We start from the raw sequence: 24,628 nt of genomic DNA, 5'->3' as shown, positions 1-24,628 counted from the left end.
CCGCACGGCAGGGGGCGCCCTCGTCGTCGTACCGCGGTCACGGCTCAGCTGTTCTTGGTGGCCGGAGCCTCGTCCTTCGCGTCCTCGACCTGCGCGGTCCCGGTCCGGCCCTCGGGGACGGCGGCGGTCCCGGCCTCGGCGTCCGCCCGGCCACCGGCCCCCTCATCCGGCGTGTCCCGGGCCGCGTCCGGCGTGTCCCGGGCCGCGTCCGACGCCTCGTCCGTCGCGTCGGCTGCGGGACCGTCCCCGGTCTTGTCCAGTGCCGGGCCCTTCGCCTCGTCGTCGGCCTCTGCGGCGGACACGGTCTCCGTGCCGCTGTCCTCGCCCACGGCACCGGCGGCGACGGCGGCCGGTTCCACCACGGGTTCCCGGCCGGGCCGCTTCTTCGCCGACACGACGATGTACGCCACCGCCAGCAGGAACACGATCAGCGCGGTCCAGTCGTTCAGACGCAGCCCCAGGATGTGGTGGGCGTCGTCGACGCGCATGTACTCGATCCAGGCGCGCCCCACGCAGTACGCGGCGACGTACAGGGCGAACACCCGGCCGTGGCCCAGCTTGAAGCGCCGGTCGGCCCAGATGACCAGGATGGCCACGCCGATGCACCACAGGGACTCGTAGAGGAACGTCGGGTGGTAGTAGCCCGGCACCCGGCCGCCCTCGGAGGAGGTGATGTGCAGGGCCCAGGGAACGTGCGTCTCGCGCCCGTACAGCTCCTGGTTGAACCAGTTGCCCCAGCGGCCGATCGCCTGCGCCAGGGCGATACCGGGGGCGACGGCGTCGGCGTACGCGGGCATCGGGATGCCCCGTCGCCGGGCGCCGATCCACGCGCCCAGCGCACCCAGCGCGATCGCGCCCCAGATGCCGAGGCCGCCCTCCCACACCTTGAAGGCGTCCACCCAGTCACGGCCCGAACTGAAATACAGCTCGTAGTCCGTCACCACGTGGTAGAGCCGGCCGCCGACCAGTCCGAACGGCACGGCCCAGACGGCGATGTCCGCCACCGTGCCGGACCGGCCGCCGCGGGCGACCCAGCGCCTGTTGCCGAGCCAGACGGCGACGAACACGCCGATGATGATGCAGAACGCGTAGCCGCGCAGCGGAATCGGGCCGAGATGCAGCACACCGCGCGAAGGGCTGGGAATGTAGGAGAGGTCCATGGCAGGGTCGACGCTACCGTGCCGGGCCGTGCACACGGCAATCACCCCGGCTACGGGTCCATAACAGGGGCGTGAGAATCGCTTACCCCTTGTCGGCCGCCTCCACCAGTTGCTTGAGCTTCGCCGGGGTCATCGTCTGGTCCTGGTAGATGTTCTTGCCGTTCAACAGGACCGTCGGCGTGCCGCTGTAGCCGCCCGCCTGGAATGCCTGGTTGGACTTCGCGACCCAGCTGTTGTGGGTGCCGCCGTCGACGCACTTGCGGAACGTCGGCGTGTCCAGGCCGTTCACCTTGCCCGCCAGTTCGATCAGCTTGGCGTTGCCGGCGAAGGCGTCGTCGGTCTCCTTGGGCTGGTTCTCGTAGAGCACGTCGTGGTAGTCGCGGAACTTTCCGGCGTCCTGTGCGCAGGCCGCCGCGTTGGCCGCGCGCAGGGAGCCGCTGCCGCCGAGGTTGCCGTCGATGAGCGTGACGAGGTGGTAGTCGATCCTGAGCTTGCCGGCGTCGGTCAGTTCGTGCAGCGTCGGGCGGTACGCCGTCTCGAACGCCTGGCAGGCCGGGCAGCGGAAGTCCTCCCAGATCGTGAGCGTGGACTTGGCGCTGTCCTTGCCGACCGGGATCGCGAGGCTGTCCTTGCCCTGGGCACCGGAGGGCGCCACGACCGGGCCCGTGCCCGCGCTGCTCTTCTTCTTGCCCGCGTTCGCGGCGAGCACGCCGATCGCCGCCGCGACGCCGAGGACGCAGACGACGCTCACGCCCACGATCAGCGCACGCCGCCGCTTCTCCGCTGACTTCTGCTTCTCTCGCTCGACCGCCAGCCGCTCACGGGCGGAGCGCTTTCCGTCACGATTCTTCTCGCTCACACCCCCAGAACGAACCGGGGAGGCACAGCGCGCCTCCCCGGTCCCAGGTCCACCCGTTCGGGTGACCGAATTTTCCGTATGCGGTTGTCCCGGGTGTCCGGTGTGCGGTCGCTCCGGTCCGCCGAGCGGGGTGTCGCTATGCCTGTCCGCGGACGCCCTTCGCCAGTTCCGCGGCCAGTTCGCGGACGGCCGTGAGCCCGGTGGTGTGGTCCGGCGCGTCCAGCATCCGCTTGACGAAGGCCGAGCCGACGATCACCCCGTCGGCGAATCCGGCGACCTCGGCGGCCTGGGCACCGCCGGAGACGCCGAGACCGACGCAGACGGGCAGGTCGGTGCCGGTGGCGCGGGTGCGCTCCACCAGGTCCTGGGCCTGCGCGCCGACCGACTCGCGGGTGCCCGTGACGCCCATCAGTGAAGCGGCGTAGACGAAGCCGCTGCCCGCCGCGGTGATCTCCGCGAGGCGGGCGTCCTTGCTGCTGGGGGCGACCACGAAGACCGTGGCGAGGCCGTGCTTCACGGCGTGTTCGCGCCACAGCGCGGACTCCTGGACCGGCAGGTCGGGCAGGATGCAGCCGGCGCCGCCCGCCTCGGCGAGTTCCGCGGTGAAGCGTTCCACGCCGTAGCGGTCAATGGGGTTCCAGTAGGTCATGACGAGGACGGGTTTCCCGGTCGCCCGGTGGGCCTCGCGGACCGTGCGCATGACGTCGGCGATCCGGACGCCGCCACGCAGCGCGATGTCGTCGGCGGTCTGGATGACCGGGCCGTCCAGGACCGGATCGCTGTGCGGCAGCCCGACCTCGACGACGTCCGCGCCGCCGTCGAAGACGGCCTTGATCGCCTCGATGCCGCCGTCCACGGTCGGGAACCCGGCCGGGAGATAGGCGATGAGGGCGGACCGCCCGTCCGCCTTCGCGGCGGCGAGGGTGTCGGTCAACAGCTGGATGTTCCCGCTCACTTGGCGTCCCCCTCGGTCCCGGCGTGCGTGCCGTCCGTGCCCGCGGCGGCCCCGCTGTCCGCGGTGTCCGTGTCGGTGTCGTACAGGCCGAAGTAGCGGGCGGCCGTGTCCATGTCCTTGTCGCCGCGGCCGGAGAGGTTGACCACGATCAGTCCGTCCGGGCCCAGTTCCCTGCCGACGTCGAGGGCGCCGGCGAGCGCGTGCGCGCTCTCGATCGCCGGGATGATGCCCTCGGTGCGCGACAGCAGGCGCAGCGCCTGCATGGCCGCGTCGTCGGTGACGGCGCGGTACTCGCCGCGGCCGGTCTCCTTGAGGTAGGAGTGCTCGGGGCCGACGCCCGGGTAGTCCAGGCCGGCCGAGATGGAGTACGGCTCGGTGATCTGGCCCTCGTCGTCCTGGAGCACGAAGGAGCGGGAGCCGTGCAGGATGCCGGGCTCGCCGGCGGTGAGGGTGGCCGCGTGCTCGCCGGTCTCGACGCCGTGCCCGGCGGGTTCGCAGCCGATGAGGCGGACGGAGGTGTCGGGGATGAACGCGTGGAACAGGCCGATGGCGTTGGAGCCGCCGCCGACGCAGGCGACCGCGGCGTCGGGCAGCCGGCCCGCCCGCTGAAGGATCTGGCGGCGTGCCTCCACGCCGATCACCCGGTGGAAGTCGCGCACCATGGCGGGGAACGGGTGCGGGCCCGCCACGGTCCCGAACAGGTAGTGGGTGTGGTCGACGTTGGCGACCCAGTCCCGGAACGCCTCGTTGATGGCGTCCTTCAGGGTGCGGCTGCCGGACTTCACGGCGATGACCTCGGCGCCCAGCATGCGCATGCGGGCCACGTTCAGGGCCTGCCGCCTGGTGTCGATCTCGCCCATGTAGATGGTGCAGTCGAGGCCGAACAGGGCGCAGGCGGTGGCGGTCGCGACGCCGTGCTGGCCCGCGCCGGTCTCGGCGATGACGCGGGTCTTGCCCATCCGCCTGGTGAGCAGGGCCTGGCCCAGCACGTTGTTGATCTTGTGGGAGCCGGTGTGGTTGAGGTCCTCCCGTTTCAGGAAGACCCGGGCGCCGCCGGCGTGCTCGGCGAACCTCGGTACCTCGGTGAGGGCACTGGGCCGTCCGGTGTAGTCGACGAGCAGGCCGTCGAGTTCGCGGGCGAACTCCGGGTCGTGCTTGGCCTTGTCGTACTCGACGGCGACCTCGTCCACGGCGGCGACGAGCGCCTCCGGGATGAATTTTCCGCCGAACGCGCCGAAGTAGCCCTCGGCGCTGGGCGTCCGACCTTCCGGGTCGGGGATGAAGAACTCGCTGGGCATGCGGAAACCTCACGGTGAGTCTGTGGAAGGAAACTCGTCGCCGTGGGGGCGGGTGATGTCAGTCGTCTGCGGGACCGGTGTGGTCGCTCGTGCAGTTGCCCGCGCCCCCTGCGGGGCGCTGCCATCGCATGCCGTTCACCTGGCCGGGCTCGTCGCCGATGACGTACCGGACCCGGCGGCCGTGCACCCGGCGGGCGGGCGCGCGACAGCCCCGGGGCCGGCAGCCGCGCGCGAGGCGGGCGTACGGGTCCCGGGCGGCCGGGTCGGTGGTGGGCGTCATCGGGGCCAAGCCTAGCGGGAGGTCAGCCGCGGCCGTGCCGCAGTGCGGGGTGCTCGCCGGCCGCCACCAGGTCGGCGACCGCGGTCCTGGGGTCGCGCCCGGTGACCAGGGACTCGCCGACCAGGACCGCGTCGGCGCCCGCGTTGGCGTAGGCGATCAGGTCGTGCGGGCCGCGGACGCCGGACTCGGCGACCTTGACCACGGCGGCCGGGATCTCCGGAGCGACCCGGTCGAAGGTGCTCCGGTCGACCTCCAGCGTCTTCAGGTTGCGCGCGTTGACGCCGATCACCGTGGCGCCGGCGTCCACCGCGCGCTCCACCTCGTCCTCGTCGTGCACCTCGACGAGGGGGGTGAGGCCGATGGAGACGGCCCGCTCGATCAGCGACTCCAGGGCCGACTGGTCGAGGGCGGCGACGATGAGGAGCACGAGGTCGGCGCCGTACGCGCGGGCCTCCCACAGCTGGTAGGAGGTGACGATGAAGTCCTTGCGCAGCACCGGGATGTCCACGCGGGCGCGGACGGCTTCCAGGTCGGCGAGCGAACCGCCGAACCGGCGCTGCTCGGTCAGGACGGAGATGACGGCCGCGCCGCCCGCCTCGTAGTCGGCGGCGAGCCCGGCCGGGTCGGCGATGGCGGCCAGCGCGCCCTTGGACGGGCTGGAGCGCTTGACCTCGCAGATGACCTTGACGCCCTCGCCGCGCAGTGCGGCCAGGCCGTCCTTGGCGGCCGGGGCCTTCGCGGCGCGTTCCTTGAGCTCGTCGAGGCTGACGCGCGCCTGCCGATCCGCCAGGTCGGCACGGACTCCGTCGATGATCTCGTCGAGCACACTCACGCGAGCGGTCCCCTTCCGGACGGTTGTTCCTGCGGGTGGAAACCCGTGGTCACTGCGATGGTATCCGCAGGACGGCGAAGGGCTCGCATCCGGCTGCCGGCGGTCCCGTCACCTGGGCCCGCACGGTTCGGTCAGGGATGCAGCCAGGCGCCGAACGGCAGGTTGCGGACGACGGTGAACACCAGCAGTACGGCGCCCAGACCCCACAGCTGCGCCGGTCCCGGGCTGAGCCGGATCGGCCGGCCGCGGGCCGCGCGGACCGCCCAGACCGCCCACAGGACGGCGAAGCCCAGGTAGGCGGCCACGGCCGGCGCGTTGGCCTGTAGCGCGGCCGTGAAGTCCCCGTGGGCGAAGGCGTGTGCGCTGCGCAGTCCGCCGCAGCCGGGGCAGTAGAGGCCGGTCCACGCGTACAGCGGGCACACCGGGTAGTGGCCGGGCTGGTACGGGTTCACCGTGGCGACGTAGGCGAAGGCGCCCGCGACGGCCGCGAGGACGCCCGCGGGGGCCGCCAGCCGGCCGAGGGCGCGGGTGCGGGCCAAGGGCGGCACCAGGTGCTCAATGTCGGCGTTCACGTCTCGTATTGTCCCCGTCCGGCCGGGCGCGCGCGAGGGGCGCTGCGGCGGCCGGTGCGGTGCCGTGGCGCCCCTCCATGAGGTCGGGCCGGGCGTTCGTACGGGCGGGTACGAGGCCGTTCGTGGGGCCGGGGTCCGTACGAGGGGGTCGTGCGGCGGAGTCAGCTCTCGACGCCGGCCGGTTCGGGCGTCACCGTGGCCTGCGGCTGCGGCAGGGAAGCCGCGTGCGCGCTTTTCGGCTGGCCGAGGCCCATGGAGCGCATGATGAGCCCGACGACACCGCCGAGGACCACGATCACCATGCCCGCCCAGAAGCCGAGCGGCTGTGCCATCACCATGAAGGCGCCTGCGACGCAGAACCCGATGACGGCGATGATGACACCGGTCCAGGCGGCCGGGGTGTGACCGTGGCTGCTGCCCGCCATTGCTTGCTCCTCGTTGCTGTGTGCGTGTGTGAGCCGGACGCTCATCACCGCCCATTGTCCCGTACGGGTGGGCCCGGTGTGCGCGGGGGTGGCTCCCGGTGTGCGTCTGATTGGCCACACCCGGACCGGTTCTCCGGGGCGGGCGGGGCCGGTGGGCCGGGAAGTGTTCAGGCCCCGGTGGGGTCCTCGCCGCGGTCGAGGGCCTTCCACAGGTCCTCGGGCCGGTCGGGGTCGACGGTGGCCGCGGTGCGCCGGGGGCGGGCCGGGCCGCGCTCGTAGCGTCCGGACATGGCGGGCCACAGCCGGCCGTAGCGCAGCGCGAGCAGTCCGGCGAGCAGGATCAGCAGGCCGCCGACGGCCGCCGCGTAGGGCCAGGCGGTGTGGCTGAGGGCGGCGACCTGGGCGGCGGTGTCGCCGGTGGCCTCGGCGGCCTTCTCGTCGAGCGCGGAGCCGTCGGAGGCGCCGGTCAGGGCGGCGAGGACCGTGCCGGCGCCGGAGAGCGCGAGGACGGCGGCGACCAGCAGACGGCCGGCCTTGCGGACGGCGAAGACGGCGACGAGCGCGGCGAGGCCCACTATGGCGAGGGCCGCGGGGACGCCCGTCACGTCGCTGCCCCTGGCGGTCAGCGGGAAGGCGCCGCCGGCCACCGACGCGGTGCCCTCCGCCCAGCGCTGGCGCGTGGCGAGGAGCGCCACGCCCGCGCCGAGCGCGCCGCACAGCAGCGCCACGGCGAGGCTCCGGCGGCCGGCCCGCGCGGGTTCCGCGGCTTCGGAACGGGGGTGAGGTAGGGCTGTCACGTACTCCACTATCGCCTGCGCCCCGTGCGATACGTCATCCGGGGTTCGCTCGGCGCCCGCCGAGGCGGTTCGCGGTGTGCACGGCGCGCAGTACCGCCGCCGCCTTGTTGCGGCACTCCTCGTCCTCGGCGGCCGGATCGGAGTCGGCGACGATGCCCGCGCCGGCCTGGACGTAGGCGGTGCCGTCACGCAGCAGGGCGGTGCGGATGGCGATGGCGGTGTCGGAGTCGCCCGCGAAGTCCAGGTAGCCGACGCAGCCGCCGTACAGGCCGCGCCGGGACGGTTCGAGTTCGTCGATGATCTGCAGGGCGCGGGGCTTGGGCGCGCCGGAGAGGGTGCCCGCGGGGAAGCACGCCGTCAGCACGTCGAAGGCGGTGCGGCCGGCGGCGACCTTGCCGGTGACCGTGGAGACGATGTGCATGACGTGCGAGTACCGCTCGATGGACATGAAGTCGACGACCTCGACCGAGCCGGGCTCGCAGACCCGGCCGAGGTCGTTGCGGCCGAGGTCGACGAGCATGAGGTGCTCGGCGCGCTCCTTGGGGTCGGCGAGCAGGTCGTCGGCGAGGGCCTGGTCCTCCTGCGGGGTGGCGCCGCGCGGCCGGGTGCCGGCGATCGGGTGCACCATGGCCTGCCCGTCCTCGACCTTGACCAGCGCCTCCGGGGAGGAGCCGACGACGTCGAAGGCGCCGCCGGATCCGTCGGGCAGCCGGAGCAGGTACATGTACGGGGAGGGGTTGGTGGCCCTGAGGACCCGGTAGACGTCCAGGGCGGTCGCGGTGCACGGCGTCTCGAAGCGCTGTGAGGGGACGACCTGGAACGCCTCGCCGGCCCGGATGCGCTCCTTGACGTCCTCGACGGCCTTCTGGAAGTCCGGGCCGCCCCAGCGCGCGGTGTACGGGGGCAGTTCGGAGGGCGGCAGCACCGCGGGGGGCTGGGCGACCGGGCGGGAGAGGTCGGCCTCCATGGCGTCGAGGCGGGCCATGGCGTCGGCGTGGGCCTCGTCGACGCCGGTGGCGCGGTCGTTGTGGTTGATCGCGTTGGCGATCAGCAGGACCGAGCCCTCCCAGTGGTCCATGACGGCCAGGTCGCTGGTGAGCAGCATGGTCAGTTCGGGGAGGCGCAGGTCGTCCCGCTCGCCGGGTCCGACGCGCTCCAGACGGCGGACGATGTCGTAGCCGAGGTAGCCGACCATGCCGCCGGTGAACGGCGGCAGGCCGAGGTCGGCGGCGAGGTCGCGGGGGGTGTGCAGGGCCTCGACGGTGGCGCGCAGGGCGACCAGCGGGTCGCCCTCGACGGGGACGCCGACGGGTGGGGTGCCGAGCCAGTGGACCTGGCCGTTCCGCTCGGTCAGGGTGGCGGCGGAGCGGACGCCGACGAAGGAGTAGCGGGACCACTGGAACGCGGCGCGGCCGTTCTCCGCGGATTCCAGCAGGAAGGTGCCGGGGCGCTCGGCGGCGAGCTTGCGGTAGAGCGCGACCGGGGTGTCTCCGTCGGCGAGCAGTTTGCGGGTGACCGGGATGACCCGGCGGTCGGCCGCCAGTTCGCGGAACGTCTCAAGATCCATGGCGGCAGACCTTACTGAGCGGGGGCCGTCGCGCCCGAACCGGTGTCCTTGAGGAGCACGTCGGCGTCGAAGCAGGTGCGGGCCCCGGTGTGGCAGGCGGCGCCCACCTGGTCGACCTTGACCAGCAGGGTGTCGGCGTCGCAGTCCAGGGAGACCGATCTGACCCACTGGACGTGTCCGGAGGTGTCGCCCTTGACCCAGTACTCCCGGCGGCTGCGGGACCAGTAGGTGCAGCGGCCGGTGGTCAGCGTGCGGTGCAGTGCCTCGTCGTCCATCCAGCCCAGCATCAGCACCTCCCCGGTGTCGTACTGCTGGGCGATGGCGGGGACGAGTCCGTCGGCGCTGCGCTTGAGGCGCGCGGCGATCTCCGGGTCGAGGCTGCTGGTCCGGTGCGTGCTGCTCATGGGTGCCATTGTGCCGCGCGGCACCGACAGTGCCCGGACCTGTCCGGTGGGTGGGCGCACGACGGCCGGTGGTGTCGGCGACGGGTGGGCGGAGCGGAAGCCTGGTCGTACGCTGACAGTATGTCGACCTTCGCAAAGCGTGAACGGCTTCTGCTCGCCGACCTCTTGGAAACCACCGGCCCCGAGGCGCCGACCCTCTGCGAGGGCTGGCAGACCCGTGATCTGGCCGCGCACGTGGTGGTGCGCGAGCGCCGCCCGGACGCCGCGGGGGGTGCGCTGGTCAAGCAGCTCGCGCCGCGGCTTCAGAAGGTGATGGACGAGTACGCCGCGAAGCCGTACGAGGAACTGATCCAGCTGATCCGTACGGGCCCGCCGCGTTTTTCACCCTTTCAGCTCAAGCAGATCGACGAGGCTGCCAACACGGTCGAGTTCTACGTCCACACGGAGGACGTCCGCCGTGCCCAGCCGGACTGGACGCCGCGCGAACTCGACCCCGTCTTCCAGGAGGCCCTGTGGTCCCGGCTGGAGCGGACCGCGCGGCTGCTCGGCCGGGGCGTGCCGACCGGACTGGTGCTGCGCAGGCCGGACGGTCAGACGGCGGTCGCCCACCGGGGCGCGCCGGTGGTGACGGCCACGGGCGAGCCTTCGGAGCTGCTGCTGTTCGCGTTCGGCCGGCAGCGCGCGGCCAAGGTGGAGTTGGCGGGCGACGAGAACGCCATCGCCGAGCTGCGGGAGTCGAAGCAGCTGGGCATCTGAGTCCTGCCCGGCCGGGCGTCGTCAGCGGGGCAGTTCGGCCCGGCGCAGCCCCGGTGCGCCCAGGCAGACGACGCCGCCGAGGCCGCACACCGCGGCGCTGGCCACGAACACCGGGCCGAGGCCCCAGGCGCCGATGGCGGCGGCGGTGAACGGCATGCTCAGCGGGGCGAGGCCGAGGCTGACCAGACTGGCGACGGCAGTGACGCGGCCCAGGTAGGCGGGGTCGGACCGGGTCTGGAGCAGGGCGCCGCACAGGGCGCCGCTGAGCCCGGCCAGCAGTCCCACGAGCAGGGCGACCCCGACGGCGGCCACGAGGTACGGGACGAGGCCGAGGGCGCCGATCGCGACGGAGCCCGCGAGGCAGGCGCACCCGGCGACCAGGCCCGCCCGCGGCAGCCGGCCCCGGACGGCCAGCAGCAGGGAGACGGCGCCCGCGCCGACGCCGAATCCGGCGAGCACCCAGCCCATCCCGGAGGCACCCCAGCCGCGCCGGTCGGCCAGCAGGGTCAGCCCGACGTTGAGCGGCCCGACGAACCCGATGTCGCCGAGTGCGATGGCCGCCATCAGCGGGGCCAGCACCGGGTGCCGCCGGATGTAGCGCAGCCCGGCCAGCAGATCACCCCAGGCACCGGACGACCGGGGCGCGGGGGCGGGGGCGGGGGTTTCGAGAGGTTCGGAAGCAGCCGGTGCGGAGACCGTCGGTTCGGAGGCAGCCGGTTCGGAAACGACCGACTCGGAGGCGGCCGGGAGGGCGGGGCGCGGCTCCTCCGCCGGGGATGACGCGGAGGCCGTCCGCGGCGGTGCCCCGCGGCGCGGCCCGGGTATCTGTTCGGCGTTCCGCCCGGGTGTCGTGTCGTCGGCCGGCAGGGCGCGGATCCGTACCGAGACCAGCAGCGGCACCGACCCGGCTATGAGCAGACCCGAGAGGGCGAACGCGGCCGGTGCGCCGCCGAGCGCCACGCCCAGGCCGCCGAGCGGGGCGCCGACCACGCTCGCCAGGCGGATGCAGAGCCCGCGCATGCCCTGGACCCGGGCGAGCTGGTCCGTGCCGGTGATACGGGCCGGAAGCGCGCCGACCGCGGGCATGAACACGGCGTCGACGGTGCCGAAGACGAGGGCGAGCAGGGCCAGCGGCCACAGGCCGGGGCTGGTGAGGTACAGCAGCGCGGCCACCGCGGCGACGGCCGCGCAGCGCACCGCGTCGCTGCCGATGACGACGCGGCGCGGCCCGAGCCGGTCGGCGACGACACCGCCGCCGAGCATCAGCACGGCCCGCGGCAGGGCGCCGGCCGACATGACGAGGCCGGCCTGGGCGGGTGTTCCGGTCTGGACGGCGGCCCAGGACAGGGCGATGTAGTAGACGCTGTCGCCGAGCATGGAACAGGAGTAGGCGCCCAGCCAGCGCAGGACGTTGGGGTCACGGTGGGCGGGGCGGGCGGCGGCGGTGCCGAGCGCGGCGGGCGGGCCGGTGACGGTGGACAAGACGGCGGCCTCTCGGGGCGGAACGGAACGGAACCGGACGCGGAACGGAACCGGACGCGGATCGGAGCCGGACGCCGAGCGGAGCCGGACGCGGGACGGGGTCGGACCCGGATCGGGATCGGGCGCGGATCGGGATCGGGCGCGGGACGGGGTTCGACGCGGAACCGGATCGGACGCAGGACGGAGTCGGACACCGACCGGGGTCGGACACGGAACAGCGTCAGACACGCAAGGGCGTCAGACGCGGAACGGGAATCCGTACAGGTGCAGCGCGACGTGTTCGCGTCCCTCGGTCTCGCCGGCGGCCTCGGCGGACCGGCCCTTCTCGTCGTACGCGCGCAGCAGGTCGAGCAGCTTCTCACGCAGCTCGGTCAGTTCGGCGGCGGTGAGCCTGAGCAGCGACTCGCTGTCCGGTGCGGCGGTGTTCCACTCGGCGCTCCAGGTGGCCCGCTCGTCGAGGTACTGCCGGTACATGTCGGCGCGCTGGTCGTGGAAGAGCCGGGTGGCCGCCAGGTGTGCCGCCGCCCGCTCGGGGCCGTCGCGGAAGTCCTTGTCCCGGATGCTCACGCCCTGCGAGGAGGGCTGCCACCAGCGCTCGCGGCCGTCCTCGCTCTGCCGCTGGGCCTCCTCGATCAGCCCGTGCTCGGCCAGCTTGCGCAGGTGGTAGCTGACCAGGGAGACCGCCTCGTCGACCTGGTCGGCCAGCTGGGAGGCGGTGGCCGTCCGGGCGACGCACAGCAGGCGGTACAGCCGCATGCGCAACGGGTGGGCCAGGGCCTTGAGCGTGCCCAGGTCGGTGATGGGGCGGTTCTTCTCGGATGCCATGCCCTCACCGTAGATACGAAAGAAAAGTTGCACAACATGTCTTGCGCAACTTTTCTTTCGCTTCTCTGGGCGGTGTCGGGGGAAGTCGGGCGCCAGGTGTCACCGCACGGGGTGACCGGCCTCCCGCAGTGCCTGCTTGACCTGGGCGATCCGCAGGTCGCCGAAGTGGAAGACGGAGGCCGCCAGCACCGCGTCGGCGCCCGAGGCGACGGCCGGCGGGAAGTCCGCCAGCTTGCCCGCGCCGCCGGAGGCGATCACCGGCACGGTGACGTGCTTGCGCACGGCCGCGATCATCTCCAGGTCGTAGCCGTCCTTGGTGCCGTCCGCGTCCATGGAGTTCAGCAGGATCTCCCCCGCGCCCAGTTCGGCGGCCTCGTGCGCCCACTCGACGGCGTCGATGCCGGTGCCGCGCCGCCCGCCGTGGGTGGTGACCTCGAAGCCGCCCGCCGTGGAGCGGCGCGCGTCGACCGAGAGGACCAGCACCTGGCGCCCGAACCGCTCGGCGATCTCGCGGATCAGCTCGGGGCGGGCGATGGCGGCCGTGTTCACGCCCACCTTGTCGGCGCCGGCCCGCAGCAGCTTGTCCACGTCCTCGGCGGTACGGACGCCGCCGCCGACCGTCAGCGGGATGAACACCTGCTCGGCGGTGCGGCGCACCACGTCGTACGTCGTCTCCCGGTTGCCCGAGGACGCGGTGATGTCCAGGAACGTCAGCTCGTCGGCTCCCTCGGCGTCGTAGACCTTGGCCATCTCGACGGGGTCGCCCGCGTCGCGCAGGTTCTGGAAGTTGACGCCCTTGACGACCCGGCCGCCGTCCACGTCCAGGCAGGGGATGACTCGGACCGCCAGGGTCATGAATCCACGGCTCCTCTTGCTGCTCGTACTGCTCGTACTGCTCGTACTGCTTCTAGCCTCTGAAGGCTTCCAGTTCCACTTCGACCAGGATGCGCGGGTCGACGAAGCCCGCCACGACCAGCAGGGTCGAGACCGGGCGTACGGAGTCGAAGAGTTCCTTGTGGGCCCGGCCCGCCTCGTCGACGTCCCGCAGATGGGTCAGGTACATCCGGGTCCTGATCACCGAGTCGGGTCCGAGCCCGAACTCGGCGAGCGCCTCCAGCCCGCCGGCGAAGGCCACCTTCGTCTGCTCGTACGGGTCACCCTCCCCGTACAGCACCGGGCCCCGGAAGGAGGAGGTGCCCGCCACCAGCACGCGGTCGCCCGCCGCGACGGCGCGCGCGTAGCCGAAGCTCTCCTCCCAGGGACTTCCGCTCTGCACCCGCCGCACGGCTTCGGACGTCATGACGACACTGCCTCCAGGGCTTCTTCCAGGGTGAACGCCTTCGCGTACAGGGCCTTCCCGACGATGGCGCCCTCGACACCGAGAGGTACCAGAGAGGCGATGGCCCGCAGGTCGTCCAGCGACGACACGCCACCGGAGGCCACGACCGGGCGATCGGTGGCCGCGCAGACGTTCTTCAGCAGGTCCAGGTTGGGGCCCTGGAGCGTGCCGTCCTTGGCGATGTCGGTGACGACGTAGCGGGCGCAGCCCTCCTTGTCGAGGCGTTCCAGCGTCTCGTAGAGGTCACCGCCGTCCCGGGTCCAGCCGCGTCCGCGGAGCGTCGTGCCGCGGACGTCCAGGCCCACCGCGATCCGGTCGCCGTGCTCGGCGATCACCCCGGCGACCCACTCGGGGGTCTCCAGCGCGGCGGTGCCGAGGTTCACCCGGGTGCAGCCGGTGGCGAGCGCGGCGGCGAGCGTGTCGTCGTCCCGGATGCCGCCGGACAGCTCCACCTTGATGTCCATCGCGTCGGTGACCTCGGCGATCAGCGCGCGGTTGTCGCCGGTGCCGAACGCGGCGTCCAGGTCGACCAGGTGCAGCCACTCGGCGCCCGAGCGCTGCCAGGCCAGGGCGGCCTGGAGCGGGGAGCCGTACGAGGTCTCGGTCCCGGACTCGCCGTGCACGAGGCGTACCGCCTGGCCGTCCCGGACGTCGACGGCGGGGAGGAGTTCGAGCTTGCTCACAGGGTTCCGATCCAGTTGGTGAGGAGCTGGGCTCCGGCGTCGCCGGACTTCTCGGGGTGGAACTGGGTCGCCCACAGGGCGCCGTTCTCCACGGCCGCCACGAACGGCCTGCCGTGCGTCGACCAGGTCACCCTGGGGGCGCGCAGCGTCGCGTTGTGGGTGGGAAGGGTCCAGTCGTGGACGGCGTAGGAGTGCACGAAGTAGAAGCGGGCGTCCGCGTCCAGGCCGGCGAACAGTTCGGAGCCGGGCGGCGCGGTCACGGTGTTCCAGCCCATGTGCGGTACGACCTCGGCTTCGAGCGGCTCGACCGAGCCGGGCCACTCGTCGAGACCCTCGCTCTCCACGCCGTGCTCGATGCCGCGGGCGAACAGGATCTGCATGCCGACGCAGATGCCCAGCACCGGGCGGCCGCCGGCCAGCCGGCGGTCGATCACCCAGTCGCCGCGGGCCGCGCGCAGGCCGCGCATGCAGGCGGCGAAGGCGCCGACGCCCGGCACGAGCAGCCCGTCCGCGTTCATCGCCCGGTCGAAGTCACGGGTGATCTCCACCTCGGCGCCGGCGCGGGCGAGGGCTCGTTCGGCGGAGCGGACGTTGCCGAAGCCGTAGTCGAGGACGACGACCTTCCGGGCTGGGCTCAATTCCATACCTCCAGCCGCATGACGCCCGCCACCAGGCACATCGCGGCGCCGATGGACACCAGCACGATCAGGCTGGTGGGCATCTTCTGCTTGACGAAGGAGATGATGCCGCCGACGAGGAAGAGGCCGACGACGATCAGCAGGGTGGACAGTCCGGTCATGGTCTACAGCGCGCCCTTCGTGGACGGGAGGATGCCGGCCGCGCGCGGGTCGCGCTCGCTCGCGTAGCGCAGGGCCCGGGCCAGCGCCTTGAACTGGCACTCCACGATGTGGTGGGCGTTGCGCCCGTAGGGCACGTGCACATGCAGCGCGACCTGCGCCTGGGCGACGAAGGACTCCAGGATGTGCCGGGTCATCGTGGTGTCGTACTCACCGATCATCGGCGCCATGTCCGCGGGCTCGGTGTGCACGAGGTAGGGGCGGCCGGAGAGGTCGACGGTGACCTGGGCGAGGGATTCGTCCAGCGGGACCGTGCAGTTGCCGAAGCGGTAGATGCCCACCTTGTCGCCGAGCGCCTGCTTGAAGGCGGCGCCGAGCGCGAGGGCGGTGTCCTCGATGGTGTGGTGGGAGTCGATGTGCAGGTCGCCGTCGGTCTTCACGGTGAGGTCGAACAGGCCGTGCCGGCCGAGTTGGTCGAGCATGTGGTCGTAGAAGCCGACGCCGGTGGCGATGTCGGTCCGCCCGGTGCCGTCGAGACCGATCTCGACCAGGACCGAGGTCTCCTTGGTGGTGCGCTCGACGCGTCCGACGCGCCCTTCGCGGTTCATGAACTCTGCTCCTTCTTCAGTGCGCGTACCGCGTCGAGAAACGCGTCGTTCTCCTCGGGGGTTCCGGCGGACACCCGCAGCCACCCCGGTACGCCGTTGTCCCGGACCAGGACGCCCCGGTCGAGGATCTGCCGCCAGGCGGACCGCGCGTCCTCGAACCGCCCGAACTGGACGAAGTTGGCGTCGGACGGCGTGACGTCGTAGCCGATCGCGCGCAGTTCGCGCATCAGCCGGTCCCGCTCCGTCTTCAGCTGCTCGACGTACTTCAGCAGCGTGTCGGTGTGCTCCAGGGCGGCCAGCGCGGTCGCCTGGGTGATCGCCGACAGGTGGTACGGCAGCCGGACGAGCTGGACGGCGTCCACCACCGCCGGGTGCGCGGCCAGGTAGCCGAGCCGCAGGCCCGCCGCGCCGAACGCCTTGGACATGGTCCGCGAGATGACCAGGCGGGGCCGTCCTTCGAGCAGTGGCAGCAGCGAGTCGCCGTGGCTGAACTCGATGTACGCCTCGTCCACGATCACCATGGACGGCTTGGCCGCCTGCGCGGCGTCGTGGAGCGCGCGGACCGTCTCGGGCGGAACCGCGGTGCCCGTGGGGTTGTTGGGGGTGGTGATGAAGACGACGTCCGGGCGGTGCTCGGCGATGGCCCGCTCGGCGGCGGCGCGGTCGATCGTGAAGTCCTCGTGGCGCGGGCCCGAGATCCATTCCGTCCCGGTGCCGCGCGAGATGAGCGAGTGCATCGAGTACGACGGCTCGAAGCCGATCGCGCTGCGGCCGGGCCCGCCGAAGGTCTGGAGCAGTTGCTGGATGACCTCGTTGGAGCCGTTCGCGGCCCACACGTTCGCCATGCCGAGCGGGTACTTGCCGGTCTTCGTCAGGTACGCGGCCAGTTCCGTGCGGAGCTGGACCGCGTCCCGGTCGGGGTAGCGATTCAGGTCGCGGGCGGCGGCCCGGACCCGCTCGGCGATCCGCTCGACGAGCGGTTCGGGCAGCGGGTACGGGTTCTCGTTCGTGTTCAGCCGGACCGGGACGTCCAACTGGGGCGCGCCGTAGGGGGACTTGCCGCGTAGCTCGTCCCGTACGGGGAGGTCGTCGATTCCGAAGTTCACTTGCTCGTCGGTACCTTCCAGCCGAACCTCGCCTTGACGGCCGCGCCGTGTGCGGGCAGGTCCTCCGCCTCGGCCAGCGTGACCACGTGGTGCGCGACCTCGGCGAGCGCGTCCCTGGTGTAGTCGACGATGTGGATGCCGCGCAGGAAGGACTGTACGGACAGGCCGGAGGAGTGGCAGGCGCAGCCCCCGGTGGGCAGGACGTGGTTGGATCCGGCCGCGTAGTCGCCCAGGGACACCGGTGCCCAGGGGCCGATGAAGATCGCGCCGGCGTTCCTGACCCGGTCGGCGACCGCGGCGGCGTCGGCGGTCTGGATCTCCAGGTGCTCGGCGCCGTACGCGTCGACCACCTTGAGGCCCGCCTCGACGCCGTCCACCAGCACGATCGCGGACTGCTTGCCGGCGAGGGCCGGGGCGATCCGGTCGTCGACGTGCTTGGTGGCCGCGACCTGCGGCGCCAGTTCCTTCTCCACCGCGTCGGCCAGCTCGACGGAGTCGGTGACCAGGACGGCCGCGGCCAGCGGGTCGTGCTCGGCCTGGCTGATCAGGTCGGAGGCCACGTGCACCGGGTCGGCGGTGTCGTCGGCGAGGATCGCGATCTCGGTGGGCCCGGCCTCGGTGTCGATGCCGATCCGGCCGGTGAAGAAGCGCTTGGCGGCGGCGACCCAGATGTTGCCGGGGCCGGTGACCATGTTCGCGGGGGCGCAGGACTCGGTGCCGTGGGCGAACATGGCGACCGCGGTCGCGCCGCCCGCCGCGAACACCTCGTCGACGCCGAGCAGCGCGCACGCGGCCAGGATCGTCGGGTGCGGCAGGCCGTCGAACTCGGCCTGCGCGGGGGAGGCGAGGGCGATCGAGGGGACGCCCGCCTCCTGCGCGGGCACCGCGTTCATGATCACGGAGGACGGGTAGACCGAACGGCCGCCCGGCGCGTACAGCCCGACCCGCTCGACCGGCACCCACTTCTCGGTCACCGAACCGCCGGGCACGACCTGGGTCGTGCGGGTCGTACGGCGCTGCTCGCGGTGGACGATGCGGGCGCGGCGGATCGACTCCTCCAGGGCCGCGCGGACCGCCGGGTCGAGGGCCGCGAGCGCGTCCGTGAGGGCCTTCGCCGGCACCCGGACGGTTTCCAGCCGCACTCCGTCGAACCGCTCCGCGAAGTCGATCAGCGCCGCGTCGCCCCGATGATGCACGGCCTCGCAGATCGGACGCACCTTCTCCAGGGCGGCCTGAACGTCGAAGTCGGCTCGGGGCAGCAGGTCACGCAGGGCGGCACCCTCGGGGAGGGCGTCACCGCGCAGATCGATTCGGGAGATCACAGGGCCAATTCTCGCAGACCGGGGTGGTCGGCCGTGCGCGCGTATCAATGGCTGATACAGAACCTGCCGCAATGGCCGATGCGGAACCGGATCGGAATCCGTACGGGGAACCCGGAAGATCCCCTTCACGTCTAGCGTTCGGGACGTCACTCAGCGGGCATGACCGGGGTACGAAACGGAATGGACTCGCGCGTGACCGTGGGGAGGAGGGAACAGCGGTGACCGAGGGGACCGGGCTGCGCACCGGGGACCTGCCGGACGACCTGAGCGCCGCCGAGGCCGGGATGTGGCAGTCCTTCCGGAATGGCAGCACCTACGACTTGAGCAGCGGCGACCCCATCGTGGACGATCCGCACGGCGGGCACCCGTGGGGGCCCGAGCGCGCCGTGCGGGCCCGCATCATCGCCTGGCTGCTGCTCGACGGGCCGCCCGCGCTGGCCGGGCGGGTGTCGTCGCTGAAACTGGCCGGTGTGCGGATCACCGGCGTCCTGGACCTGGCGGGCGGCGCGGTCACGCCGTACGTGGAGCTGCGGGGCTGCCGCTTCGAGCGGGAGGTCCTGCTGCCGGAGGCCCGGTTCTCCACCCTGCGGCTGGTGGACTGCTCGGTGCCGCGCCTGGAGGCGGCCCGCGTGCACACCGAGGGCGATCTGCACCTGCCGCGCTGCCGGTTCCAGAACGGGATCCGGCTGACCGACGCGCACATCGGCACCGACCTGCTGCTCAACCAGGCCATCGTCTACCGGGACCGGACGGGCCGCTCGATCGCCGCGGACGGCATGAGCGTGGGCCAGGACCTCCAGGCGGAGCTGCTGGAGTCGCACGGCGAGCTGAGCCTGCGCGGCGCCACGATCGGCGTGTCGCTGAGTCTGCGCGGCGCGAAGCTGGTCAACCCGTACACCCGGCTCGCCCTGAACGCGCCCCAGCTGTCCGTGGGGCGGACCCTGTACCTGACCCCGGCCGGGGTGGGCAACCCGCTGCTGAGCGGCACCACGCCCGCGCGCGGCACCCGGGTCCAGCGGTTCGAGTGCCAGGGCGGGGTGCGGCTCGACGACGGGCGGTTCGGCGACGCGGTCGACCTGGAGCGGGCCCGGTTCGCCTTCACCGACGAGCAGGAGCTGTCGCTGCGCCGGGTGCAGACGCCCGAGCTGCGTTTCCTCGGGGAGCGGCCCGAGCGCGGCAAGGTGGTGCTGTCGGGGGCGCGGGTGGTCACCCTGGTGGACCGGGCGGGCAGTTGGCCGGGCCCGGGAAATCTGCACATGGGCGGCTTCGGGTACGAGACCCTCGTGCCACGGGGCCCGTTCCCGCTGGCCCGGCGCCTCGACTGGGTCGCGGCGGCCACCGCCGAGTACAACCCGGAGCCGTACGAGCGGCTGGCCGCGGTGCTGCGCGGCGCCGGTGAGGACGAGGACGCGCGCGAGGTGCTGCTCGCCAAGCAGCGCCGGCGCCGCGAGACCCTGCCGCTGGCCGGGAAGCTGTGGGGGTACGTCCAGGACTGGACGGTCGCCTACGGGTACCGGCCGGGCCGGGCGGCCGTGTGGATGGCGGTGCTGTGGGCGGCGGGCTCGCTGGCCTTCGCGCACAGCAGCCTCGTGCCGATGAACCCGGACCGGCATCCCGGCTGGAGTCCGGCCCTGTTCGCCCTGGACCTGCTGCTGCCGGTCATCGACCTGGGTCAGGCGGGCGAGTGGCAACTGCGCGGCGGCTGGCAGTGGCTGGCCGCGGCGATGATCCTGCTGGGCTGGATCCTGGCGACCACGGTGGCGGCGGGGGCCACGCGGTTGTTGCGACGTGGGTAGCTCCGCTGGTGAGGCGGGGGGGTCTGGAGCGTTTGAGGTCGTCGTTCAGCTGCGGGTCTGTTGTGGCTGGGCGCCAGGGCCCGGGGGTTTGGCGTCAGGGGCGGGCGCGGGTCTGTTGTGGTCGCGCCAGGGCCCGGGGGCTTGGCTTCAAGGGGCGGCTGCGGGTCTGTTGTGGCTGGGCGCGCAGTTCCCCGCGCCCCTTTGAGGGCAGCCGGCGCTTGCCGGTGGGCGTTGGCAGGGCGCCAGGCCAAGGGGGGGCGACGCCAAGGGGCGGGCGCGGGTCTGTTGTGGCTGGGCGCGCAGTTCCCCGCGCCCCTTTGGGGGCAGGCGGCGCTTGCCGGTGGGCGTTGGCTGGGCGCGCGGTTCCTCGTGCTGCTCTGGGGGCACAGGAAACCGACAGGGGCCCAACAGTGGTACAACCGTCACCTTTACCCTCACTTGACCATCGTACGTACAACTTTCCGTAGGTTGCGTGAACCCCCTGGCGCCGCCCCGACCTGCGGTCTTTCAATGGTCGACACCATGTCTCTGCTGCGCGCGCTGCTCCGTTCCGCACGGAGGACACGATCCGCCCCGCGCCACGGCGACGGACCGCCGACCGGCGACGAGGTACTGCTCGACGCACCCGACGAGCGGCTGGCCCCCGCGCTGCTCGCGGCCGGCCGGGGCGAGTACGGGCCCGCCGCAAAGCTGCTGGCCACCACTCGCGAGGCCGCGGGCTGGGAGGACCGCGACCGGTACGCGCGGCGGCTGGCCGCCTTCGCCTGTTCCCGCCCCGCGTGGGCCGAGGAGTGGCACGCGAACGCCCCCGACGACCCGGACGCCCTGCTGCTGCGCGCCCAGCTCGCCGTGGACCGGTGCTGGGCCTCCCCCGCGCGGGCCGAGCTGCTGGCCGAGATCGGCCCGCTCGTCGCCGCCGCGACCCGGGCCGACCCGCACGACCCGGTGCCCTGGCGGATCGCGCTGGACCACGCGTGCGGCACCCGGGCCGGCCACACCGAGTTCGAGCACCTGTGGACGGAGGCGGTGCGCCGCTCCCCGCACCACTACGGCTGCCACGTGGCCGCCCTCGGCTACCTCGCCGCGACCTGGCACGGCTCCCACGGCGAGTGCTTCGACTTCGCCGAGTCCGCCGCCCAGGACGCGCCGCCCGACGCACTCGTCCAGGCGCTCCCGGCGCACGCGGCCCTCAGCTGCCTGAGCCGGGGCGCCGAGGTGCCCCGCGAGCGGGTGGACGCCGCCGCCGACCGGGCCATCGCGCTCTCCGCCCGGTTCCGCGCGGCCGACCCGTGGCCGGCCGAGGTGCGCAATCTCCTGGCGTACCTCCTGGTGTGCCTCGACCGTCGGCAGGACGCCCTTGACCAGCTGCACCTGATCGGCCCGTACGCCACGTCGGTCCCCTGGGACCAGGCGTCGGACGACCCGCTGGGGCTCTTTCTGCGGCTGCGCGAGGAGCTGCCGGCGGAGGCCCACCGGCCCACCCCCGACGGGCTGGTCCCCTCCCCCCGACGGCCGCGGAGGGAGGACGGCGGGCATGCCGGTGCCAGTGGCCATTAGGCTGTGACGCCGTGACCACCGTCCGTCTCCCGCTCTTCCCACTGAACTCGGTGCTGTTCCCGGGGCTGGTGCTCCCGCTGAACGTCTTCGAGGAGCGCTATCGCGCCATGATGCGCGAGTTGCTGAAGACGCCCGAGGACGAACCGCGCCGGTTCGCCGTCGTGGCGATCCGCGACGGCCACGAAGTGGCGCCGACCGCACCCGGCATGCCGGACCCCACGGCCGTGCCGGAACGCGGCCCGACGGCCGGGTTCGGCGCCGACCCGGCTCGGGCCTTCCACAGCGTGGGCTGCGTGGCGGACGCCGCGACGATCAGGGAGCGCTCGGGCGGCACCTTCGAGGTGCTGGCGACCGGCACCCGGCGGGTGCGGCTGCTGTCGGTGGACGCCACAGGCCCCTTCCTGACCGCTGAGCTGGAGATGCTGCCGGAGGAGCCGGGCGACGGGTCGGGCGCGCTCGCGGAGGGCGTGCTGCGGGCGTTCCGGCAGTACCAGAAGCGGCTGGCGGGGGCCCGGGAACGGTCCCTGTCGCCGGGCTCCGAACTCCCCGACGAGCCGTCGGTCGTCTCCTACCTCGTGGCGGCGGCGATGATGCTGGACACCCCGACGAAGCAGCGCCTGCTCCAGGCCCCGGACACGGCCTCGCGGCTGCGGGACGAGCTGAGGCTCCTGCGCTCGGAGACCGCCGTCATCCGTCATCTGCCGTCGCTGCCCGCGGCGGAGCTGACCCGCGGCCCGACCAGCATGAACTGACACCGGGATTCCGATGGCGAAGATGGCGAAGAAGCAGAAGAAGCAGCACGGCACCGGCGCGCACGACGCGCGGGCGGACCGGGCCGGCGGCGGGCGCCGGGCGGGCGGCACGCCGGCCACGGTGGCGCTGACCGCCGCGGGTGTCGCCTACACCGTGCACTCCTACGAGCACGATCCGGCCCATCCGTCCTACGGCGAGGAGGCCGCCGAGGCGATCGGCGTCTCCCCCGACCGCGTCTTCAAGACGCTGGTGGCGGACGTGGACGGCGCGCTGACCGTGGCGGTGGTCCCGGTGGCCGGCTCCCTCGACCTCAAGGCCCTGGCGTCGGCGGTGGGCGGCAAGCGCGCGGCGATGGCCGACCCGGCCCTGGCCGAGCGCACCACGGGCTACGTACGCGGCGGCATCTCCCCCCTGGGCCAGCGCAAGAAGCTCCGCACGGTCCTCGACGACTCGGCGTCGGCCCACGCGACGATCTGCGTCTCCGCGGGCCGCCGCGGCCTGGAGGTCGAACTGTCGCCGGACGACCTGGCCGCGCTCACCGACGCCGTCCGCGCGCCCATCGGGCGGGCGTGACCGCTCGACGGACACCGCTTGCGGGTCAACACTGGAAGACATGTCGAAGAGAACCCGCAAACGCAAGTGGCGCACCAAGAAGCGCCACGCCAACCACGGAAGCCGACCGGCGTAGGAACGGCGTGCCGGGTCCCGGGGCCTAGTCCGGTGTCCCGGGGCGCTGGTCCCGGGGCGCCTCGTACGTCCCCGGCTGGGGCGGTCCCTGCTCGTGCGGCCCCTGGCCCGGCTGGTACGCGCCGTGCTCGTGCGGCCCCTGGCCCGGCTGGTACGGGCCCTGCTGGTACGGATCAGGGTCCCGGGGTCCGAACAGTGCCGACAGGCCGAGGTGGACCACCAGCGCGGCGATGGGCCACACCAGCACCGCGCCCTTCGCGCCCAGCTTCAGCGGAGCCGAGAAGGTCACCCCCTTGCCGACCTCCTTGGCGTGGGCGACCACGTCCTGCGTGGGTCCGAGCCACACCCCGAGCCGCCACGCCAGCAGCGATCCGACCAGCGCTCCGACGGCCAGTCCGACCACCAGCGGCACCCCGCCGCGCCGCCGCACCAGGAAGAGGACGACCGCGCTGAGCACGCCGAAGGCCGCGGCCAGCAGCGTGAACGTGCCGTCCACGCCGATCGCCTGCTCGCCCTCGCTGTCCTTGAGGTAGACGACCCACTTCTTGTCCACCTCGTCGCCGACCAGCGGCACGTGCGGGGCCAGCCACCACCACAGCAGGCCGAGCAGCACCCCGCCGAGCACCATCGCCACGGTCACCAGGGCGGCCTGCCGGACTTCGGTCTTCATGCCGGGCCCGTCCTGTTCGTGGGCGTCCCCGACTGCTTCGGCAGGCGGCGCGTGCCAGGTCCGGTGCGGGGACTGGTCGTGCGGTGGCGGAGGCGGTGTCAGCGGTGCGGTCACCCTGACATCGTGCCAGGCCGGGCTGTGCGGCGCGTCATCGGACCGCGGCCCGGCGGTACGCCCAGGTGGCCACGGCCAGCGAGATCACCCCGACCCCGGCGCACACTCCCAGGTCAGTGAGGACCAGGGCCCAGTCGGGCCGGTCCCCGAAGGTCCGCGCATACGCCTCGACGCCGTAGGTGGACGGCAGCAGATCACGGGCCAGCCGGACGATCTCCGGCATCCGGTCGGGCGGCAGCACGCCCAGCAGCAGCGCCGCCGACATGCCCAACTGCCCGAGCAGGGTGGCCAGTTCGGGGCGGGGCGCGAGCAGTCCGCAGGCCGCGCCGAGACCGGCGAGCGCGGCGCCCGCGAGCGGGATCACCGCGAGCAGGATCCACAGGTTGGTCAGCGGCAGCCCGAACAGCACGCACCCGAACACGGCGGTGACCAGGGTCCCCGGCACGGTGAAGGAGGCGTACGCGGCCGCCGCGCCCAGCACCACCGACGCGGGCGGCACCGGCAGCGTCGCGTAGTGGTCGAGACCGCCGCTGGCCCGGAGCTGGCCGAAGTACTGGGAGAGCAGGTTGAGCGCGACGTAGGCGACGACCACGATCGACGAACCGGCCACCACGGACTGGGCCTCGCTCTGCGTGTCCACCACCCCGCGCATCATGATCATGATGCCGACCGACTGGAAGGTCGCGACGAACAGCAGCGGGATCCGCGCCACCCGGGCCCGGGACAGCTGCGCCCGGTAGACGGCCACCAACGACGGCCGCAGCCGTGCGGGCGGCCCGAGCCGAGCCGCCGCCGGCGTCTGTTCGTCCAGGGTCGGGGCACCGCCCACCGGCACCTTCACGGGTACCACGCTCACGTCGCGCTGCTCCTCTTCCCTCCGGCGGCGGCCGGTTCCACGGCGGCCGGTACGCCTCTGCGAGACCGTACGGACCCGACGGACCCGGCGGACCCGGCGGACCCGGCGGACCCGACGGACACAGCACC

At 73.1% G+C, this 24,628-nt stretch carries 27 protein-coding genes and 1 pseudogene; 5 read left to right on the top strand and 23 right to left on the bottom strand.

The genetic code is table 11. The annotated features are described in order from the left end of the window. Nucleotides 1-322: 322 nt before the first annotated feature. The 11 genes and pseudogenes from lgt to hisI form a co-directional block, all read right to left on the bottom strand. A pseudogene (lgt, locus tag ACFC09_RS40915) lies at nt 323-1,160 on the bottom strand (prolipoprotein diacylglyceryl transferase); the annotation flags it as partial. Between the two features lie 82 nt (nt 1,161-1,242). Next, a complete protein-coding gene (locus tag ACFC09_RS40910; RefSeq protein ID WP_376537327.1) occupies nt 1,243-2,019 on the bottom strand; it encodes a DsbA family protein in 777 nt (258 codons plus the stop codon). A 136-nt stretch (nt 2,020-2,155) separates the two neighbouring features. Then, complete coding sequence (gene trpA, locus ACFC09_RS40905) at nt 2,156-2,974, bottom strand: tryptophan synthase subunit alpha (RefSeq protein WP_376537325.1); 819 nt, start codon at nt 2,972-2,974, stop codon at nt 2,156-2,158. Continuing rightward, entirely contained in the window at nt 2,971-4,272 is a 1,302-nt protein-coding gene (gene trpB, locus ACFC09_RS40900; RefSeq protein WP_376537323.1) for a tryptophan synthase subunit beta, read from the bottom strand. The genes trpA and trpB overlap by 4 nt, the downstream gene beginning before the upstream one ends. A 58-nt stretch (nt 4,273-4,330) precedes the next feature. Continuing rightward, nucleotides 4,331-4,552 carry a tryptophan biosynthesis modulator TrpM gene (gene trpM, locus ACFC09_RS40895; RefSeq protein ID WP_376537322.1) on the bottom strand — a complete coding sequence of 74 codons (222 nt, stop codon included), beginning with the start codon at nt 4,550-4,552 and terminating at the stop codon, nt 4,331-4,333. A 22-nt stretch (nt 4,553-4,574) separates the two neighbouring features. Beyond that, a complete protein-coding gene (gene trpC / locus ACFC09_RS40890; RefSeq protein WP_376537320.1) occupies nt 4,575-5,384 on the bottom strand; it encodes an indole-3-glycerol phosphate synthase TrpC in 810 nt (269 codons plus the stop codon). A 131-nt stretch (nt 5,385-5,515) separates the two neighbouring features. Continuing rightward, nucleotides 5,516-5,965, bottom strand: a complete 450-nt coding sequence (locus ACFC09_RS40885) for a DUF2752 domain-containing protein (protein WP_376537335.1) — start codon at nt 5,963-5,965, stop codon at nt 5,516-5,518. A gap of 152 nt (nt 5,966-6,117) precedes the next feature. Beyond that, nucleotides 6,118-6,381, bottom strand: coding sequence for an HGxxPAAW family protein (locus ACFC09_RS40880; RefSeq protein WP_376537333.1), 264 nt, complete (start codon nt 6,379-6,381; stop codon nt 6,118-6,120). A gap of 167 nt (nt 6,382-6,548) precedes the next feature. Then, nucleotides 6,549-7,187 carry a TIGR02234 family membrane protein gene (locus ACFC09_RS40875; protein ID WP_376537318.1) on the bottom strand — a complete coding sequence of 213 codons (639 nt, stop codon included), beginning with the start codon at nt 7,185-7,187 and terminating at the stop codon, nt 6,549-6,551. Between the two features lie 25 nt (nt 7,188-7,212). Next, nucleotides 7,213-8,745: an anthranilate synthase component I gene (locus tag ACFC09_RS40870; protein ID WP_376537316.1), complete on the bottom strand. Its 1,533-nt coding sequence runs from the start codon at nt 8,743-8,745 to the stop codon at nt 7,213-7,215. Nucleotides 8,746-8,756: 11 nt separating this feature from the next. Then, nucleotides 8,757-9,158 carry a phosphoribosyl-AMP cyclohydrolase gene (gene hisI / locus ACFC09_RS40865; RefSeq protein WP_376537314.1) on the bottom strand — a complete coding sequence of 134 codons (402 nt, stop codon included), beginning with the start codon at nt 9,156-9,158 and terminating at the stop codon, nt 8,757-8,759. Between the two features lie 111 nt (nt 9,159-9,269). Between hisI and ACFC09_RS40860 the strand changes: the two genes are divergently transcribed. Further along, nucleotides 9,270-9,905, top strand: coding sequence for a TIGR03085 family metal-binding protein (locus ACFC09_RS40860; protein WP_376537312.1), 636 nt, complete (start codon nt 9,270-9,272; stop codon nt 9,903-9,905). Between the two features lie 21 nt (nt 9,906-9,926). Here the strand turns inward: ACFC09_RS40860 and ACFC09_RS40855 are convergent, their stop codons facing one another. The 10 genes from ACFC09_RS40855 to hisD form a co-directional block, all read right to left on the bottom strand. Beyond that, entirely contained in the window at nt 9,927-11,387 is a 1,461-nt protein-coding gene (locus ACFC09_RS40855) for an MFS transporter (RefSeq protein WP_376537310.1), read from the bottom strand. Nucleotides 11,388-11,624: 237 nt separating this feature from the next. Next, nucleotides 11,625-12,212, bottom strand: coding sequence for an ArsR/SmtB family transcription factor (locus tag ACFC09_RS40850; protein WP_376537308.1), 588 nt, complete (start codon nt 12,210-12,212; stop codon nt 11,625-11,627). A 99-nt stretch (nt 12,213-12,311) separates the two neighbouring features. Further along, on the bottom strand, nt 12,312-13,067 hold the full coding sequence (gene hisF, locus ACFC09_RS40845; protein ID WP_376537306.1) for an imidazole glycerol phosphate synthase subunit HisF: 756 nt from the start codon (nt 13,065-13,067) through the stop codon (nt 12,312-12,314). A gap of 52 nt (nt 13,068-13,119) precedes the next feature. Then, nucleotides 13,120-13,512: a RidA family protein gene (locus ACFC09_RS40840; RefSeq protein WP_376537304.1), complete on the bottom strand. Its 393-nt coding sequence runs from the start codon at nt 13,510-13,512 to the stop codon at nt 13,120-13,122. Then, entirely contained in the window at nt 13,509-14,234 is a 726-nt protein-coding gene (gene priA, locus ACFC09_RS40835) for a bifunctional 1-(5-phosphoribosyl)-5-((5-phosphoribosylamino)methylideneamino)imidazole-4-carboxamide isomerase/phosphoribosylanthranilate isomerase PriA (RefSeq protein WP_376537302.1), read from the bottom strand. The genes ACFC09_RS40840 and priA overlap by 4 nt, the downstream gene beginning before the upstream one ends. Next, a complete protein-coding gene (gene hisH, locus ACFC09_RS40830) occupies nt 14,231-14,878 on the bottom strand; it encodes an imidazole glycerol phosphate synthase subunit HisH (RefSeq protein ID WP_376537300.1) in 648 nt (215 codons plus the stop codon). Before hisH ends, priA begins: the two co-directional genes overlap by 4 nt. Then, nucleotides 14,869-15,033, bottom strand: coding sequence for a hypothetical protein (locus tag ACFC09_RS40825; protein WP_376537298.1), 165 nt, complete (start codon nt 15,031-15,033; stop codon nt 14,869-14,871). Before ACFC09_RS40825 ends, hisH begins: the two co-directional genes overlap by 10 nt. 3 nt (nt 15,034-15,036) lie before the next feature. After that, nucleotides 15,037-15,639, bottom strand: coding sequence for an imidazoleglycerol-phosphate dehydratase HisB (hisB, locus tag ACFC09_RS40820; protein ID WP_376537296.1), 603 nt, complete (start codon nt 15,637-15,639; stop codon nt 15,037-15,039). Then, nucleotides 15,636-16,745: a histidinol-phosphate transaminase gene (locus ACFC09_RS40815; RefSeq protein WP_376537294.1), complete on the bottom strand. Its 1,110-nt coding sequence runs from the start codon at nt 16,743-16,745 to the stop codon at nt 15,636-15,638. Before ACFC09_RS40815 ends, hisB begins: the two co-directional genes overlap by 4 nt. Further along, nucleotides 16,742-18,067: a histidinol dehydrogenase gene (gene hisD / locus ACFC09_RS40810; protein ID WP_376537292.1), complete on the bottom strand. Its 1,326-nt coding sequence runs from the start codon at nt 18,065-18,067 to the stop codon at nt 16,742-16,744. The genes ACFC09_RS40815 and hisD overlap by 4 nt, the downstream gene beginning before the upstream one ends. Nucleotides 18,068-18,285: 218 nt before the next feature. On the opposite strand from hisD, the gene ACFC09_RS40805 reads away from it, so the two are divergent. The 4 genes from ACFC09_RS40805 to ybaK all read left to right on the top strand — a co-directional run bounded on the left by ACFC09_RS40805 (nt 18,286) and on the right by ybaK (nt 22,746). Next, entirely contained in the window at nt 18,286-19,863 is a 1,578-nt protein-coding gene (locus ACFC09_RS40805; protein WP_376537291.1) for an oxidoreductase, read from the top strand. A gap of 522 nt (nt 19,864-20,385) precedes the next feature. After that, entirely contained in the window at nt 20,386-21,420 is a 1,035-nt protein-coding gene (locus ACFC09_RS40800; RefSeq protein ID WP_376537289.1) for a hypothetical protein, read from the top strand. An 11-nt stretch (nt 21,421-21,431) separates the two neighbouring features. Then, nucleotides 21,432-22,172 carry an LON peptidase substrate-binding domain-containing protein gene (locus tag ACFC09_RS40795; protein ID WP_376537287.1) on the top strand — a complete coding sequence of 247 codons (741 nt, stop codon included), beginning with the start codon at nt 21,432-21,434 and terminating at the stop codon, nt 22,170-22,172. Between the two features lie 22 nt (nt 22,173-22,194). Continuing rightward, nucleotides 22,195-22,746, top strand: a complete 552-nt coding sequence (ybaK, locus tag ACFC09_RS40790) for a Cys-tRNA(Pro) deacylase (protein WP_376537285.1) — start codon at nt 22,195-22,197, stop codon at nt 22,744-22,746. 139 nt (nt 22,747-22,885) lie between these two features. Here ybaK and ACFC09_RS40785 read toward each other — a convergent pair whose 3' ends face one another. Both ACFC09_RS40785 and ACFC09_RS40780 read right to left on the bottom strand, forming a co-directional pair. Further along, on the bottom strand, nt 22,886-23,644 hold the full coding sequence (locus tag ACFC09_RS40785; RefSeq protein ID WP_376537283.1) for an AAA family ATPase: 759 nt from the start codon (nt 23,642-23,644) through the stop codon (nt 22,886-22,888). Nucleotides 23,645-23,678: 34 nt separating this feature from the next. Beyond that, nucleotides 23,679-24,500, bottom strand: coding sequence for an ABC transporter permease (locus ACFC09_RS40780; RefSeq protein WP_376537281.1), 822 nt, complete (start codon nt 24,498-24,500; stop codon nt 23,679-23,681). Between the last annotated feature and the right edge of the window lie 128 nt (nt 24,501-24,628).

The organism is Streptomyces sp. NPDC056161, assembly GCF_042268025.1.
Lineage (GTDB): Bacteria > Actinomycetota > Actinomycetes > Streptomycetales > Streptomycetaceae > Streptomyces.
This window is presented reverse-complemented; position numbering and strand designations above follow the sequence as displayed.

What these genes read in the sequence shown, in the direction of transcription:
- ybaK (WP_376537285.1), top strand. Translation starts at nt 22,195, where the DNA reads ATGGCGAAGAAGCAGAAGAAGCAGCACGGCACCGGCGCGCACGACGCG.
- hisH (WP_376537300.1), bottom strand. Translation starts at nt 14,878, where the DNA reads ATGGAATTGAGCCCAGCCCGGAAGGTCGTCGTCCTCGACTACGGCTTC.
- ACFC09_RS40800 (WP_376537289.1), top strand. Translation starts at nt 20,386, where the DNA reads ATGTCTCTGCTGCGCGCGCTGCTCCGTTCCGCACGGAGGACACGATCC.
- ACFC09_RS40825 (WP_376537298.1), bottom strand. Translation starts at nt 15,033, where the DNA reads ATGACCGGACTGTCCACCCTGCTGATCGTCGTCGGCCTCTTCCTCGTC.
- ACFC09_RS40840 (WP_376537304.1), bottom strand. Translation starts at nt 13,512, where the DNA reads ATGACGTCCGAAGCCGTGCGGCGGGTGCAGAGCGGAAGTCCCTGGGAG.
- hisB (WP_376537296.1), bottom strand. Translation starts at nt 15,639, where the DNA reads ATGAACCGCGAAGGGCGCGTCGGACGCGTCGAGCGCACCACCAAGGAG.
- ACFC09_RS40850 (WP_376537308.1), bottom strand. Translation starts at nt 12,212, where the DNA reads ATGGCATCCGAGAAGAACCGCCCCATCACCGACCTGGGCACGCTCAAG.
- trpM (WP_376537322.1), bottom strand. Translation starts at nt 4,552, where the DNA reads ATGACGCCCACCACCGACCCGGCCGCCCGGGACCCGTACGCCCGCCTC.
- hisI (WP_376537314.1), bottom strand. Translation starts at nt 9,158, where the DNA reads ATGGCACCCATGAGCAGCACGCACCGGACCAGCAGCCTCGACCCGGAG.
- ACFC09_RS40870 (WP_376537316.1), bottom strand. Translation starts at nt 8,745, where the DNA reads ATGGATCTTGAGACGTTCCGCGAACTGGCGGCCGACCGCCGGGTCATC.
- ACFC09_RS40880 (WP_376537333.1), bottom strand. Translation starts at nt 6,381, where the DNA reads ATGGCGGGCAGCAGCCACGGTCACACCCCGGCCGCCTGGACCGGTGTC.
- trpB (WP_376537323.1), bottom strand. Translation starts at nt 4,272, where the DNA reads ATGCCCAGCGAGTTCTTCATCCCCGACCCGGAAGGTCGGACGCCCAGC.
- ACFC09_RS40860 (WP_376537312.1), top strand. Translation starts at nt 9,270, where the DNA reads ATGTCGACCTTCGCAAAGCGTGAACGGCTTCTGCTCGCCGACCTCTTG.
- hisF (WP_376537306.1), bottom strand. Translation starts at nt 13,067, where the DNA reads ATGACCCTGGCGGTCCGAGTCATCCCCTGCCTGGACGTGGACGGCGGC.